Annotated in this window: 14 protein-coding genes; 7 read left to right on the top strand and 7 right to left on the bottom strand. The window is 44.8% G+C overall.

Going from position 1 to position 14,040, the window contains the following annotated elements:
* Window positions 1-37: 37 nt before the first annotated feature.
* Window positions 38-1,510: a D-alanyl-D-alanine carboxypeptidase/D-alanyl-D-alanine endopeptidase gene (gene dacB / locus ON006_RS01895; protein ID WP_244823420.1), complete on the bottom strand. Its 1,473-nt coding sequence runs from the start codon at window positions 1,508-1,510 to the stop codon at window positions 38-40.
* A gap of 210 nt (window positions 1,511-1,720) precedes the next feature.
* Between dacB and ON006_RS01890 the strand changes: the two genes are divergently transcribed.
* The 7 genes from ON006_RS01890 to ON006_RS01860 all read left to right on the top strand — a co-directional run bounded on the left by ON006_RS01890 (window position 1,721) and on the right by ON006_RS01860 (window position 7,796).
* Window positions 1,721-3,145, top strand: coding sequence for an MBL fold metallo-hydrolase RNA specificity domain-containing protein (locus ON006_RS01890; protein WP_244823419.1), 1,425 nt, complete (start codon window positions 1,721-1,723; stop codon window positions 3,143-3,145).
* Between the two features lie 32 nt (window positions 3,146-3,177).
* Window positions 3,178-4,131, top strand: a complete 954-nt coding sequence (locus ON006_RS01885) for an acetyl-CoA carboxylase carboxyltransferase subunit alpha (protein ID WP_244823418.1) — start codon at window positions 3,178-3,180, stop codon at window positions 4,129-4,131.
* 9 nt (window positions 4,132-4,140) lie between these two features.
* Window positions 4,141-4,776: an HAD family hydrolase gene (locus ON006_RS01880; RefSeq protein ID WP_244823417.1), complete on the top strand. Its 636-nt coding sequence runs from the start codon at window positions 4,141-4,143 to the stop codon at window positions 4,774-4,776.
* Window positions 4,766-5,968 (top strand): site-2 protease family protein, encoded by a 1,203-nt coding sequence (locus ON006_RS01875; protein ID WP_244823416.1) that lies wholly within the window; start codon window positions 4,766-4,768, stop codon window positions 5,966-5,968. Before ON006_RS01880 ends, ON006_RS01875 begins: the two co-directional genes overlap by 11 nt.
* A gap of 90 nt (window positions 5,969-6,058) precedes the next feature.
* On the top strand, window positions 6,059-6,589 hold the full coding sequence (locus ON006_RS01870; RefSeq protein WP_244823415.1) for a hypothetical protein: 531 nt from the start codon (window positions 6,059-6,061) through the stop codon (window positions 6,587-6,589).
* On the top strand, window positions 6,586-6,768 hold the full coding sequence (locus tag ON006_RS01865) for a hypothetical protein (RefSeq protein WP_244823414.1): 183 nt from the start codon (window positions 6,586-6,588) through the stop codon (window positions 6,766-6,768). The genes ON006_RS01870 and ON006_RS01865 overlap by 4 nt, the downstream gene beginning before the upstream one ends.
* A 5-nt stretch (window positions 6,769-6,773) precedes the next feature.
* Complete coding sequence (locus ON006_RS01860; RefSeq protein WP_244823413.1) at window positions 6,774-7,796, top strand: phosphotriesterase family protein; 1,023 nt, start codon at window positions 6,774-6,776, stop codon at window positions 7,794-7,796.
* Window position 7,797: 1 nt separating this feature from the next.
* Here ON006_RS01860 and ON006_RS01855 read toward each other — a convergent pair whose 3' ends face one another.
* From ON006_RS01855 to ON006_RS01830, 6 genes are all read right to left on the bottom strand, one after another.
* Complete coding sequence (locus tag ON006_RS01855) at window positions 7,798-9,093, bottom strand: sensor histidine kinase (RefSeq protein ID WP_244823412.1); 1,296 nt, start codon at window positions 9,091-9,093, stop codon at window positions 7,798-7,800.
* Entirely contained in the window at window positions 9,090-10,463 is a 1,374-nt protein-coding gene (locus tag ON006_RS01850; RefSeq protein ID WP_244823411.1) for a sigma-54-dependent transcriptional regulator, read from the bottom strand. The genes ON006_RS01855 and ON006_RS01850 overlap by 4 nt, the downstream gene beginning before the upstream one ends.
* A 146-nt stretch (window positions 10,464-10,609) precedes the next feature.
* Entirely contained in the window at window positions 10,610-11,026 is a 417-nt protein-coding gene (locus ON006_RS01845; protein WP_244823410.1) for a putative toxin-antitoxin system toxin component, PIN family, read from the bottom strand.
* Window positions 11,023-11,244 carry a DUF8507 family protein gene (locus ON006_RS01840; protein ID WP_244823409.1) on the bottom strand — a complete coding sequence of 74 codons (222 nt, stop codon included), beginning with the start codon at window positions 11,242-11,244 and terminating at the stop codon, window positions 11,023-11,025. Before ON006_RS01840 ends, ON006_RS01845 begins: the two co-directional genes overlap by 4 nt.
* Window positions 11,245-11,398: 154 nt before the next feature.
* Window positions 11,399-12,565 (bottom strand): ABC transporter permease, encoded by a 1,167-nt coding sequence (locus ON006_RS01835; protein ID WP_244823408.1) that lies wholly within the window; start codon window positions 12,563-12,565, stop codon window positions 11,399-11,401.
* An 89-nt stretch (window positions 12,566-12,654) separates the two neighbouring features.
* On the bottom strand, window positions 12,655-13,899 hold the full coding sequence (locus tag ON006_RS01830; RefSeq protein WP_244823407.1) for an ABC transporter permease: 1,245 nt from the start codon (window positions 13,897-13,899) through the stop codon (window positions 12,655-12,657).
* Window positions 13,900-14,040 lie beyond the last annotated feature (141 nt).

Genomic DNA, 14,040 nt, shown 5'->3' with positions numbered 1-14,040 from the left:
ACGACTAAAAGCTTTTAGCCGTTAGCTATTAGGTTCGTTACAATTCTGCCATTAATGTCATCAGCTTCACGAGCGAGTCGGAAATGAGGCGGTTACTGCCGGGCAGGTACTTATGAGCGATAATTGAAAAGCTGAGCAGCGCACCTGACTTGGCAGTCACATAACCGGCATAGGCGCGGGTACCCTCGATCGAGCCACTCTTGACGTGTAAATTACCTGCCGCCTTTGTCCCTTTTCCAAGATTCCGTACTGTTCCATTCAGGCCGAGTACTGCGATACTTTTATAAAAATCGTTGAAACTGGCGTCTTTATTAGCATAATTGAGAATGTCGGTCAGGCTGTTGGTACTAATGGAACCCGAGGGGGAAAGCCCGCTGCCGTCTTTGATATAAAAACCCCGCAGATCCGCTCCCTTGCCTGACCAGTAACCAGTGATGGCCGTCGCGGCATTGTCGTAGTCAGATTTGCCGCCGAGTCTCTTACCCGCCTGTTTGAAAAAAGTATCGGCATATAAATTAATGCTCCAAAAATTGGCCTGTTGGCAAAGCTCTCGCAACGGCGGTGATTTGTACTCATCCAAAATCACTTTCGGATTAGGTGTCGGGAACGCAACAGGTGGAAAAGGGGCAGTTCCTTCATAAACAGTTACCCCAGTGCTTGTCAAACCAGCCTTTAATGCAAAAGCTGCGTATTCGGCGGGATTGGGAATAGAACCTTTTACTGAAAATACTGATACTCCCGCAGGTATAGTCCCGGTCAGCAGCACATTGGTACCTAATGGATCGCTGTAAACAATGGTTTGATCGCCGGAGCCACGTTCATTTGTCGTGACCTGGTTTACAAACGACAAATAAGGAATAGCAGGCTCTATACCGAGGAAAGAAGTGGGGTCGCCAAATTCAACACCTGGTTTAAACTTAATTCTATACAGATTTTCGTTGAAATTAAGTCCTTGCACACCGGCTCCATAATAGTTTCCAATGTCCCCCCAGATCCACGTGCTGGCTAGCATCTCACTGTCGAAAAACGAAGCGTCTGGTAAAACTTTGCCTTTAATATGCTTAATACCAGCTTTCTTCACCGCTGCAGTCCAGCGTAATATCAGTTCGCTAGCGGTCGGATATCCTTTGAACCTGTCGCTTCCCAGCGAAGGATCACCGGTACCGCGAATGTAGAGATTCCCTGATAATGTGTCACCTTTGATCACGCCGTCATGTTCGAGGAATGTCTGAAATTTAAAATCCCCGCCGAACAATGCCAATACCGTCGCTGTCGACACTAGTTTGAGTGTCGATGCGGAGGGTAATGAACGTTCCTGGTTCAATGCAAAGACATTATTTCTTTCTTTGACGGATTTAATGCTTATTGCCAACGAACCGCTGCGCATTAGTTCGCTGTTTTGCAGTTCCAGCACGGCGTCGCGGAAATTGTTCAGTGCGACACTATCGATGGTTTGAGACTGGGAGGCGTGGAATAAAAAAAGGCAAAAAACGAACGGAGTGAATTTCATATCAGTTTACAAGAGTGATTTTGCGCAAGAAAGTGTCGATACCAAATCTAAACTAGTAAGTAAAGTCCAAATCTCAGTCTGTTTTTTGGTACTTTTGTCAGATATTAAGCAGTTCTTTGATTGAACAGATAAAAGAAGATACAATAATGATATTGATTTTTCCGAATGATAGAAAAATCCCAATATAGCCATTCACCCCATATTTAAAGTATGAAATTGACATTTTGGGGAGCTGCTCAACAAGTTACCGGTAGTATGTTTCTTTTGGAATCAGATGATTACCGGATTTTGATTGATTGCGGCTCTGATTTTGACTTAGATGAGATTGGTAGAAAAACCAGGTATGAGGAACAAAAAAGTGTCTTTCCGTTTGACGCGAGTTTAATAAACACAGTACTTTTAACACACGCCCACATTGACCACTCCGGCAATATTCCCAATTTATACAAAGAGGGATTTGAAGGACGCGTGGTATGTACCGAACCGACGCTGGCACTGACTTCCCTCCTGTTGAAGGATGCTGCCAATCTTCACCAAAAGCGCCTGAATGCCCGCAACGGAGCGTCTTCCAAGAAACGTGGTAAGAAAAAGAAGGATGTGCCGATGGATTATTATGTTGAAAAACATGTGATCGAGGCATTGGATAACTTTGTGCCTGTCGCTTTCGGGCAACGTTACCGCATTGCTGACAATGTAACCATCACTTTTTACGCAGCCGGCCACTTACTGGGTGCCGCGCATATCGTGGTGGAAGTATACGAGGACGGGCAGAAGAAAAAGATCTGTTTCTCGGGCGATATTGGCCGCAGCAATTACCCGTTACTCACTGATCCTCAGGAAATTCCACAAGTTGATTACCTGATATGCGAGTCTACCTATGGTAACCGCGTGCATGAAGACCAGGGAACACCGGCAGAAGCACTGGCAGACGTGATCAAACGTACCTGCATTGACATTCCGGGCAGACTGATCATTCCTTCATTCAGTGTCGGCCGTACGCAGGCGTTGCTTTATACGCTGAATAAAATTTACCTGGATCGTGCATTTCCTTACCTGAAAGTGTTCTCGGACAGCCCATTGGCGCATAGTAGTACCAAGGTTTACCAGCGGCACGTGAGGCTCCTGAACAAGGAGGCACGAGCCTTTCAGGAAGACAATGATATGTTGTTTGATTTTGACAACCTGATCTATCTGGAAAGCTCTGATGCCAGCCGTGCCGTGTCGAACTATAATGAGCCCTGCATTATTATTTCCTCATCGGGAATGGTCCAGGGCGGGCGCGTAGAGCAGCACGTGGAGGCGAACATCGGGAACCCGTACGCGACGATCCTGATGATCGGATATGCTTCCGAGGGAACGCTGGGATGGAGGCTTTTAAATGGACAGGATACCATTTCAATCCGCGGAAAGCAGCTGCCGGTCTTGGCTAATATTGAAAAAATTGACGTATTTAGCGGCCACGGAGATCAGAACGATTTAATCAAATTTGTGAAAACACAAGATCCGGAAAAACTGAAACGCGTTTTTCTGGTACACGGAGAACAACAAAGCATGGCTGACTTTCAGCAAAAAATTGCAGATCATGGCTATAATTCCGTAGAAATACCTTTAAGAGGGCAAACCTATGAACTTTGATAGCCCCTTAGCCCACAAAAAAGAACCTAAATATGAGAACATACCTGGATTTCGAAAAACCTATGTCCGAGCTCGAACGTAAGCTCGAAGAAATGAAAACATTAGCAAAGGAAAATAATGTAGATGTTTCCGATGCCATTTCCTTACTGGAAAATAATATTACAGATCTTCGAAAAGAAATATTTGAAAATCTTACCCGCTGGCAGCGCGTGCAGCTCTCCCGGCACCCCGACCGTCCCTATACCCTCGACTACATTGAATTGATCTGTGATGAATTCATCGAATTGCACGGCGATCGACAGGTACGGGATGATCCGGCTGTTATTGGCGGATTGGCCAATGTCGGCGGACAGTCATTTATGCTGATCGGACAACAAAAAGGACGTAATACCAAGCAGAGACAACATCGGAATTTCGGTATGCCCAATCCCGAAGGTTACCGCAAGGCGCTACGCCTGATGAAACTGGCCGAAAAATTCAACAAACCTATTGTTACCCTGATCGACACGCCGGGCGCGTTCCCGGGCATGGAGGCAGAAGAGCGCGGACAAGGTGAAGCAATCGCCCGCAACCTGAAAGAAATGTTCATGCTGAAAGTACCTGTGATCTGTATCGTGATCGGCGAAGGAGCTTCCGGTGGTGCATTAGGTATCGCGATCGGTGACAGGGTATTGATGCTGGAAAATACCTGGTACTCGGTTATTTCTCCTGAAAACTGCTCGGCAATCCTTTGGAGAAGCTGGGATTTCAAAGAGCAGGCTGCCGAAGCGATGAAGATAACGGCCAAGGATATGAAGAAAAACAACCTCATTGACGGTATCATTGCCGAACCACTGGGCGGCGCCCATCTGGATCATAACTGGATGGCGGAAGAATTAAAAAAAACCATTTTAGAAAACATTACCGAGCTCTCTGCGATCAGCGAGCAGGACAGGATCGACCAGCGGATAGACAAGTTCTGTGCAATGGGTGTAGTTGTTGAATAAAAAAGGACAATGAAAAACGACAAAATAAAGAATATCATTTTTGACCTTGGCGATGTAATTCTCAACATTGATGTCCCCATTGCATCGAAATCTTTTGCGGCGCTCAGCGGCAAAGAACAAAGTGAAATCCTTTCGATTTTCAAAGAAAATGACCTTTTCAGGCAGTTTGAAACCGGTAAGCTTAATGAGGCCGGTTTCAGGAATTATGTAAGAGAGCTGCTTGGACTCTCCGACCTTTCCGACGAGGCCATCGATACAGCCTGGAACAGTCTCTTGCTGGACCTGCCGCCGGAAAGAGTGGAACTTCTTCAAAAATTGGCCGGGAATTACCGTTTATTTCTGTTGAGCAACACCAGCTCCATTCACATTACACAGGTCAACAAGATCCTGGAAGCTTCCACCGGAATCGAAAAACTGGACGATCTTTTTGAAATTGTGTTTCTTTCCTATGACATGGGCCTTATGAAGCCAGACGCGCAAATTTATCTGAATGTGCTGGAACAGGCCGGACTTAAAGCCGAAGAGACATTGTTCCTGGACGATAACCTGGACAATATCAACGCAGCTTCAAAATTAGGTATTGACACCATTCACGTTCAAAAGCCGTTAACCATTCTGGAATATCTCAAAGACTATGCAGTCTAGCACACGTACTTACATCATTCAGGCCGTCCTTTTTATTGTCACAGTGATCACCACTACAATGGCTGGCGCGGAATGGATGTACGGTAATATTTTTTCGTTTGTTTACGACTTCATTTATTTCCTGATGGGTTCCAATGCCGACAAGGCTGAGATCCCGGAAGCTGCCAAAGCATTGAGCTGGCCACAGTTCGTGCAGGGTTTTCACTTTTCCATTCCGTTTCTGCTGATATTGACGATCCATGAATTTGGTCATTATTTCGTCGCCAAGATCCATCAGGTAAAGGTGACGCTACCCTACTACATTCCATTGTGGTTCGGAATTTCCAATAGCATCGGGACTATGGGCGCTTTTATCAGGATCAAATCCATTGTTCGCTCCCGCCTGATATTCTTTGACATTGGCATTGCAGGGCCGCTTGCCGGTTTTATTGCAGCATTGGTGGTTCTTTGGTACGGTTTCACACATTTGCCCCCGCCTGATCACATATTCAGCATCCATCCCGAATATGCGCGTTACGGGCTGAGTTATCCGCAATTTGTTTACGAGAATGCATCGGGTAACATTGCTTTGGGCGACAACATTCTGTTTTGGTTGTTCAAAACCTATGTTGCTGATCCTTCCCGGTTGCCCCATGCTTACGAAATGATCCACTACCCTTACATTTTCGCGGGGTATCTGGCGCTTTTCTTCACTTCTCTGAACCTCATTCCTATCGGCCAGCTGGATGGCGGCCATATTCTTTACGGGCTGATCGGAAAGAAAAAATTCAATGTCGTAGCGCCGGTCCTCTTCGGGATCTTCGCTTTTTATGCAGGTTTGGGACTTTTTCGCACCGAGTCATTCGCGATCGGAAGTGACCAGATTTTTTACGAGCGACTGTTTTACCTCGCGGTTTACATCTATTTCCTCTATATCTGTTTCAGAAGGTTAAGCGACAATCCGTCTACCGGACTTATGATCAGTCTGATCATAGTAGTGGGACAATTTGCTGTTTCTTATATCAAACCAGACTGGAATGGTTACGGTAATTTTCTACCATTTGTTTTTCTCCTCGGCAGGTTCCTTGGTGTGAGGCACCCGGAAACGGATGAAAACCAACCTCTCGACGCCCCCCGGGTCATTCTCGGAATTTGCGCCTTGATCATTTTTGTCATCTCATTCAGCCCTACCCCGTTTATAATTATTGAGTAGTGGGGTGATCTACTACATCCGATGCCATGTTAAACTTATTATTGTAAATTAGTAGCCTATCCGTCCTGTTTCGACTTAGTAGTAGCTACAATGATCCAATTTTTTCACAAGATCACCAATGTGCTGAATGACCACAATATACCCTATATGCTTTCTGGCAGTGTAGCTATGAGTTTGTATATTGTGCCACGAGCAACCCGGGATTTTGATTTTATAATTCACCTGCTGCCAAAGGATATTGACCTTTTTGTAAGCAACTTCAAAGACGGGTATTACTGTAACGAAGAATCGGTAAAGGATGCGGTGAAAAATCATGGCATGTTTAACATTATAGATCACCTTTCCGGATATAAAGCAGATTTCATAATTTTAAAAAATGATTCTTTTCGAAAAAAGGAGTTTGAAAGAAAAATTCAAATGGACTATTTCGGCAAGGTTATTTATGTAGTAACTCCCGAAGATCTATTGATTTCCAAACTGATCTGGATTCAAGATCTTCAATCCGCCATTCAATCAGAGGATATTAAGAATTTGTCCTCATTGAGAAATTTGGACTGGAATTATATAAAGCAATGGGTATACCTTTTGAAATTGAATACTTTTAATTTGCTTCTGACATGACCGACACTCCTGACCATATCAAGGAAATTCAGCTTCAATTGTGGCTTTCTAAATCTCCAATGGAAAGGCTCAGACAAATGATGGTTGATAATGAGTCCTTGTTTTCATTTTGGAGACAAATGGGCAAGAAAGACGCTGATGGGGGGCTGGATGCAGCAAGTTCTTCCAAAGTTGATTAGCGAGAATGGATAAACCCCAACATTCAATCTCCCGCCGGCAATTCGTAAAAACGTGTGCTGTTGCGCCATTGCTTTTACAGTATTTTGGCTCCAAAGAAGACTTCACTTACTCGGTTAATGGCAAGATCAATGTTTCAGAACTCGGTACCACGCTGATTCATGAGCACGTTCTGGTCGATTTTATTGGTGCGGACAAAATTACCCCCGATCGCTGGAAACATGAAGAAGTGATTAAGAAGGTGCTCCCCCACTTGCTCGAAATCAAGGCAAAAGGCATTAAAACCATCGCGGAATGTACACCTGCATTCATTGGGAGGGACGTATTATTGCTTCAAAAATTATCCAGACAATCCGGGCTGACTATCCTGACCAATACCGGCTACTATGGCGCGTCGGATAACAAGTATCTTCCTAAATGGGCATTTACAGAAACCGCCGAACAATTGGCAGCACGCTGGATCAGGGAATTTGAGAATGGAATTGACGGTACCGACATTAAACCTGGCTTTATCAAAACCGGCGTCAATGGTGGCTCGCTCTCAGAAGTACATCAAAAGCTCATTAAAGCAGCCGCCATCACCCATTTGAAGACCGGCCTGACCATCTGTTCGCATACAGGCCCTGCACTACCCGCACGGGAAGAAATTGAAATACTAAAAAAAGAAGGAGTAAATCCCGCCGCATTCGTTTGGGTACATGCTAATGGAACCAACGAAGAGTTTACAGAATTAGCCCAGGCCGGTTGCTGGATCAGTCTCGATGGCATTAGTGAGGGAAGCCTGGATAAACATGCAGATCTGATTGTGTTCTTAAAAAACAAAGGATTTCTCAAACAGGTGTTGATTTCCCACGATGCAGGCTGGTACCGTCCGGGCGAGCCCAATGGTGGCGATTTCAGAAGTTACACAACCATTTCGGACAAACTGCTTCCATTATTAAAACAAAAAGGCATTACCGACGCCGATATCAGGCAATTAATGATCGGTAACCCGGCTAATGTCTTCACAATCCGTGTTCGTAAGCTTTAAATCAGGAATTCATATCAATAGTAAAGGCAGTCCATCCATCCGCGCCTGTTTCCAATGAAAATGCGAAGCCGTGGTTGATGAGGATTTCTCTGGTCAGCGTCAATCCTATACCCTGCCCGTCACGCTTGGTGCTGAAAAACGGATTGAAAAGTTGCATACCCGTTTCTGCGTCAATGGGTTTGCCATTATTCCGGATAATCACTTTTCCATTAGCTACTTCCGCCTGGATCTGATAACCGGCTTCACAAGCTTCAATTGCATTTTTAAATACATTCACAAAAACATGCTCCATTTGTCCGGCATCCAGGTTTTTAAAAACTGAATGTTCCGAAGTGACAATCTGAATAGCGACCCCGCTTTGCCGTGCCGCAGGTTCCATGAATATCGCCACATCCCGAACCAGTTTTACAATATCGGTTTGTTCAAATGCAGGCATAGGAAGCCTCACCACATCTGCGAAATTCCGCATAAATTTCGTCAGTTTCTGATTACGGTCCGAAGCGATCTGCAATGCTTCGCGAACATCCTGAAACGATTCGTCGGACAAGACGCTGCTGGTCGTCTGCAAAATAGAGTCCGTCGCCCCTAACGTGTTATTCACTTCGTGCGCCATCATTCGGATCACTTTTCCGTAAGCATTCTTTTCCGATTCCAGTATTTCATTCGTCAATTCCTCGATCATCAGAAACGACCGGCGAAATCCCTGATCCATAAAATGAGAACGCTGTACTTTGAAAGTAACGACTCCATTCGTTTTCACAATCCGCGATTCTCCATCCTGAACATCAGCGAGTTCCGTTAACAATGGCAGACCTGATTCGTTCAATTTCTTACCGGTTAATGAAATGGTTTCGTCATGAAATTGTTGCTTGGCTTTCAGGTTTAGCGACTCAATTTTATCATCAAAATCAAGGATTATGATACAAATCGGTGAGGCTTCAATGAGTTTTTCCAGAAAAAAATGCTGCTCATGGAGTTTGGTACGCTCTTCCCTTAGCTGATCGATCATCAGATTATAAACCTCGATCAAAGTATCTACCTCTCCTTTTCCGGTAGGTACAAATTTGATCGAAAAATCCTTGTCCTTGATCGCTTCAATCCCGGATCTCACAAATTGGATAGGTTGCATAAAATTTTGATATAACTTAATGGAGGCAATGGCAGAAAGCAGCAGAAAAACCTCAGAGCCAATGAAAATCACTTTGTCATGAAAAAGGATCTTATACACCAAAAACACCAGGACAGCGTGCAATGCCATGATATAGAGGATGTACTGAACTTTGGTAGATAATCTCATACGTCTTCGGAATCGTAAGAAATTCCGTATTTTTCAAGCCTGCGGTAGAGAGCGAAACGTGTGATACCCAACGATCTCGCCACTTTACTCACCTTATTTTGGTGAAAAAGCATCGCTTTCGCGATCATCTGATACTCCATTTCTTCGAGGGTAATGGTGCCGACCTCGGGCAGATTTTTGCGGGCCGAGACCTCCTTGCCGGCAGTCATATTTTTTTGAAAATCAACGATATCCAATGTATCCTCGCCCGACAGCAGCACCGTTCTTTCGACGAGGTTTTTGAGCTGGCGAATGTTTCCTTGCAACGACAATGTCCGAAGCCATTTCATCGCAGCCGGGCTAAGTTGCAGGTTGGGGCGCTGGTAAATGGTTTTCAGGTTATTGACAAAAAATTCAGATAAGAGAGGAATGTCGTCGGGACGTTCGCGCAGGGCCGGAAGCTTCACAGTGATCAGGTTGATCCGGTAGTACAAATCCTCCCGAAATGTACCCTGGGATACCATTTCTTCCAGGTTCCGGTTCGTAGCACATATCACCCGCACATCCACAGTTCTGCTTTTGCTGCTGCCTAATGGTTCAAATGTGCGCTCCTGTAACACACGCAGCAGTTTCACCTGACTCGAAAGATCCAGCTCCCCGATTTCGTCAAGAAAAATAGAGCCTCTGTGCGCCATTTCGAAGCGGCCAGCGCGGTCCGTTTTTGCATCAGTGAACGCGCCCCGCACGTGCCCGAATAATTCGCTCTCAAACAATGTGGAAGATATACCGCCGAGATTTACTTTCACAAACGGCCTGACTTTGCGTTTGCTGTTCAAATGGATCGCTTCCGCAATTAGTTCTTTTCCGGTACCGCTTTCTCCCGTAATCAGCACCGGGGCATCCGTGGAGGCTACCCTGCCGACCGTTTCAAGAATATCCAGCAGCTTAGGGTCCTGGCCTACAATGTTGTCAAACTGGTATCGCTGATCCAGTTTTCGCCTGCTGCCCGACAGCGATACCTGCTGCGAAAGGTTCAGAATGGTCTTTACGGATTGCAACAGGTAATTGTTCTGCCAGGGTTTTGTAATAAAATCAATGGCGCCTTCCTTCATTCCTTTCACGGCCAGATCGATCGTTCCCCAGCCGGTAATAAGGATCACAGGAACGGCCGGATAGCTCATTTTGATCCTTTGTAGCAGCTGCATACCCTCTTTCCCTGATGTTTCAATAGAAAAATTCAGGTCCAGCAGGATCAATTCAGGTGTTTCTGCTCGCAATGCTTCAAAAGTTTCGTCCGGCGACCCCACTCCTTTTACAGAATAACCCTCCTTTTTCAAGAGCAAGGTTAATGAAGTTCGTATTGCTAAATCGTCGTCAACTATTAGGAGCATTGGGGGGATTTATTTACTTCGGCTGTCAGCTTTCGGCTGTCAGCTTAAAAACATTCATCGCATCGGCGACCCGGTCATTCGTTCCGTCATTCACTCATTCACTCATTCACTCATTCTTCATGAAGTGCCAGTGAAGGAGCATTATTTCACAAGCGTTCGGAACGAAAAATCCGATAAAATTCAGAAATATTAACCACCTTGATTTTGGGAAAATCCAGTTTTTTTACCACGTTAAAATGATTGTCCTCGGTCACCAGGTATTGCGCTCCGGAGGCTACAAAACAATCAACAAATTTGTCATCATCGGGATCGGACTTAACTGCCAACCAATGATAGTAACGTGTGATAAAGGATATATTAGAAAGATTGTCAAAAGTACTCAACACGGCCTCTGATACATTATGTCCCAACTTTCGGTCCATAATTTCCGCATACTCTTCTAAAATCTCAGTGGTTACACATAAAGTAAGTGTTCCATCCAAAATAGCTTTGAAAATCCAGTGAGACGTGGAGCGACTTGAAATCGACACCCAGAGAACGTTCGTGTCAATTACCACTTTCACAATCGAATGGGTTTTCGATTGTGTTCCTGAGACAATTTTTTAGTATCCTCAGCCTTCCATCCATTTTGATCCCAAACGTTATCAGCCATTTCAATTGCTTTTTTCGCAAAATAATCAGCAAGAATTTTACGAATTGCTATCAAATCTTCTTCTTCCACCTCACGGGAATAGACTTTGAGCAGTTCAAGTTGCAGATTAGAAAAAGATTGTGTTTCCATGACTTTCAATTATTAATAAACGTACACGACCATTTTAACAAAAATACACCTGTCTAACAAATTCCACTTATTGTAAGTTACACAATTGACCGAATACTGCAATTGGATCCGCTGTCACTTTGTCCTTTCCTCCACTCTCTTTTTTGTCCTTTTACTACTCCTCATACAGCGCCAGCGCGGGATGGATCCTCGACGCCTGATGGCTCGGAAACCATGCGCAAAGTGTGACAATTATATAAATAACCACAATGGATGCAAAAATTGCGGTAATGTAAATTTCGCTGTCCAGATCAAAAACGTGCATAAGCGGAAACTGAATGGCGAACAAAAGACCAATAATAAGACTGAAAGTGGCGATTACCCATATTTCGCCCAGAAATTGGATCGTAACCTTTCCTTCGGTAGCACCCATTGCACGCCGCAAACCTATCTCATTTTTTCTTCTGGCAATGTTCAGGTTTAATATTCCAAATAGCCCCAAGGCGACATTGGTAAGCAAAAAGCCACTTACGATCAGAAATATAATAACCGGCACGAGCGTCAGATTATGGCGGTTTATGCGTGAGTCTTTCAGGTAACTTACCTCAATTCCCCAGCCGGGCACCATCAATGCAATATCCCTGACCAGCTTGGCTTCAAAATTAGCATCAGTACCAGGCATCGTTTTCACCAGAATGTTCGAATTCCAGCGATCATCTTTGGCAAGCATCTGAAACAGAGCCGGATGATCATTCATAAACTCACCTTTGGCCTTAAACTTATCCACCACGCCCACCACTTTGTAGGAGCTCTTATCATCCAGTTTGATGACCTTGTTCAAAGCTGATTCCTCCAAAAACAGTTTATCCTCCATCTTTTTATTGATGACGATCGGAATGAATTTGGCGACCAGGTCACCCTCCCGGTACCAACGTCCTTTTTGGAGCGGCAGGTCTAATGTTTTGCTAAAGTCCGTGTCGGTGTAATAGAAATCACCGCCTACTTCTACCTTGTTGTAAGTCACAGAATTGCCTATCTGGTTAGCCGAAAACGGTGTATTACTGCTCGTCCGCGTGGCCGACTGCACTTCCTTGTACGACTTGACACGCTGCAATATTCGTTGGAGCTTCCCACCTACGTCGGTCGTATCCTGGTTACTCGCCAGGTCCAGGTTCCAAACCTGCTCATATTCAAAACCTATCGGTTGCAGGTAATTCCTTACATTGTAAACAATGAGCGAAAGCACACCGAAGAGTACCAGAAAAGAAGCCCATATCTCGATAATCAACAGAGAATGAGTACCCTTTTTATTCCATATTAATTTAAAAAGATGTCGTAACATAGTTTTTCAATGATCGAATTAATGAATGAGTGAATGAGTGAAGGGTTGACTTGGTCGATAGCCGAATGCCGACGGCCGACAGCCAAATCCTACGCCTTCAGCGCCTCCGCGATCTTCAACCTCGACATTCGGAATGCCGGCAGCACGCCAGATAGCAACCCAAACACCAGGCACACGGCCAGACTGATTAGGAAAACGGGCACATTGATCGTCAGATCGGCATAGGCAATCCATCCGCTGGAATTAATGAAATGGATGATGACGTACGACAACACCAGCGCAAATGCGCCCCCAATGAATGTAATGAAGACATTCTCGATGATAAATTGCCAAAGCAACGCGCTGGAAGGTGCGCCAAATGCTTTCCTTACCCCAATTTCAGAGGCTCTTTCCAGAATCCGGCTCACGTTTACATTCACCAAATTAATCGCCGGCAAGCCCATAAACATCAATATCACAAAACTTGCAACCGTGTAGAACAAAAGCTTCTGAGTACCATCTCTCGCGAACGTGCTCAGAAAGTGATCGAAGTACTTCTCTGCCCGAACGATCAAAACTGTAAAACTCTGTCCATCCTTAATTTCAGCAAGCGAAATCTTCGAGATGTTATTGTCAAATTCCGACTGGATTGATGGAATGTCGGAAGTGGTTTTGGCAAGCGCAATCGCCAGAAAACGGCCCCTCATTCCCTTGTTTTCGTAATTGCTTTTTGGAGCGGTATAGGGGAAATATACATCTGAATAAGTGTACAACCTGGTCGGCGGGCTGCCTTTTACCACGCCTATCACCTTGTAATGAATGTTTTCTATCTCAATGTTCTTCCCCACGACCGGACCTCCGCCGCTTTCAAAATACTGATCGCGCAACGCGTCCGTAATCACGACCACCAGATCTGAATTCTGGATATTTGTCTCATTATAGGGCTTGCCTTCGATAAAATCGAAACCCGTTACATCCCAAAAATCAGCATCAGTATATTTCGTGTTCAGCTTGATCTTCTTGCCATTGATATAAGTATTGGAAAAACTAAAATTCGACATAATCGACACTTTTTCAGCCGATTTGAGCGATTTGGCATGTTTGACCAGGAATGGAAAACTAGCCGGTCCCGTCGACATGGAAGTTCTGGTCGAATCGGTTTGTATCACCGTCGCAATGTAAAGCGACCGGTCACGATTTACTTCAGGATAATGGGTACCAAACAAATGGTCCAGAAACGAAGTCAGTACCATCAGTACAGTCAGCGTCAGACTGATGCCGAACAAGGTAATGAATGTATAGAAAGGATGCCGAAGCAGTACCTTCCAGGCGATTTTTATGTAGTTTGAAAGCATTTCAATGATTGAATTAGCGAATGAGTGAATTAGTGAATTAGTGAATTAGTGAATGAGTGAATGAGTGAATGAATGATCGAATGAATCGGCTGTGGTACTAGAATTAGTGAATCTGCCGTTGGAGGTGTTTGACCGGGTCGG

Origin of the sequence: Dyadobacter pollutisoli, assembly GCF_026625565.1 — a bacterium.
In the GTDB taxonomy this organism is placed as follows: Bacteria; Bacteroidota; Bacteroidia; order Cytophagales; family Spirosomataceae; genus Dyadobacter; species Dyadobacter pollutisoli.
The sequence above is the reverse complement of the archived record's forward strand: the minus strand, read 5'-3'. Positions and strand labels throughout refer to the sequence as shown.

What these genes read in the sequence shown, in the direction of transcription:
- ON006_RS01840 (WP_244823409.1), bottom strand. Translation starts at nt 11,244, where the DNA reads ATGGAAACACAATCTTTTTCTAATCTGCAACTTGAACTGCTCAAAGTC.
- dacB (WP_244823420.1), bottom strand. Translation starts at nt 1,510, where the DNA reads ATGAAATTCACTCCGTTCGTTTTTTGCCTTTTTTTATTCCACGCCTCC.
- ON006_RS01855 (WP_244823412.1), bottom strand. Translation starts at nt 9,093, where the DNA reads ATGAGATTATCTACCAAAGTTCAGTACATCCTCTATATCATGGCATTG.
- ON006_RS01850 (WP_244823411.1), bottom strand. Translation starts at nt 10,463, where the DNA reads ATGCTCCTAATAGTTGACGACGATTTAGCAATACGAACTTCATTAACC.
- ON006_RS01830 (WP_244823407.1), bottom strand. Translation starts at nt 13,899, where the DNA reads ATGCTTTCAAACTACATAAAAATCGCCTGGAAGGTACTGCTTCGGCAT.
- ON006_RS01860 (WP_244823413.1), top strand. Translation starts at nt 6,774, where the DNA reads ATGGATAAACCCCAACATTCAATCTCCCGCCGGCAATTCGTAAAAACG.
- ON006_RS01870 (WP_244823415.1), top strand. Translation starts at nt 6,059, where the DNA reads ATGATCCAATTTTTTCACAAGATCACCAATGTGCTGAATGACCACAAT.
- ON006_RS01865 (WP_244823414.1), top strand. Translation starts at nt 6,586, where the DNA reads ATGACCGACACTCCTGACCATATCAAGGAAATTCAGCTTCAATTGTGG.
- ON006_RS01875 (WP_244823416.1), top strand. Translation starts at nt 4,766, where the DNA reads ATGCAGTCTAGCACACGTACTTACATCATTCAGGCCGTCCTTTTTATT.
- ON006_RS01890 (WP_244823419.1), top strand. Translation starts at nt 1,721, where the DNA reads ATGAAATTGACATTTTGGGGAGCTGCTCAACAAGTTACCGGTAGTATG.
- ON006_RS01885 (WP_244823418.1), top strand. Translation starts at nt 3,178, where the DNA reads ATGAGAACATACCTGGATTTCGAAAAACCTATGTCCGAGCTCGAACGT.
- ON006_RS01835 (WP_244823408.1), bottom strand. Translation starts at nt 12,565, where the DNA reads ATGTTACGACATCTTTTTAAATTAATATGGAATAAAAAGGGTACTCAT.
- ON006_RS01880 (WP_244823417.1), top strand. Translation starts at nt 4,141, where the DNA reads ATGAAAAACGACAAAATAAAGAATATCATTTTTGACCTTGGCGATGTA.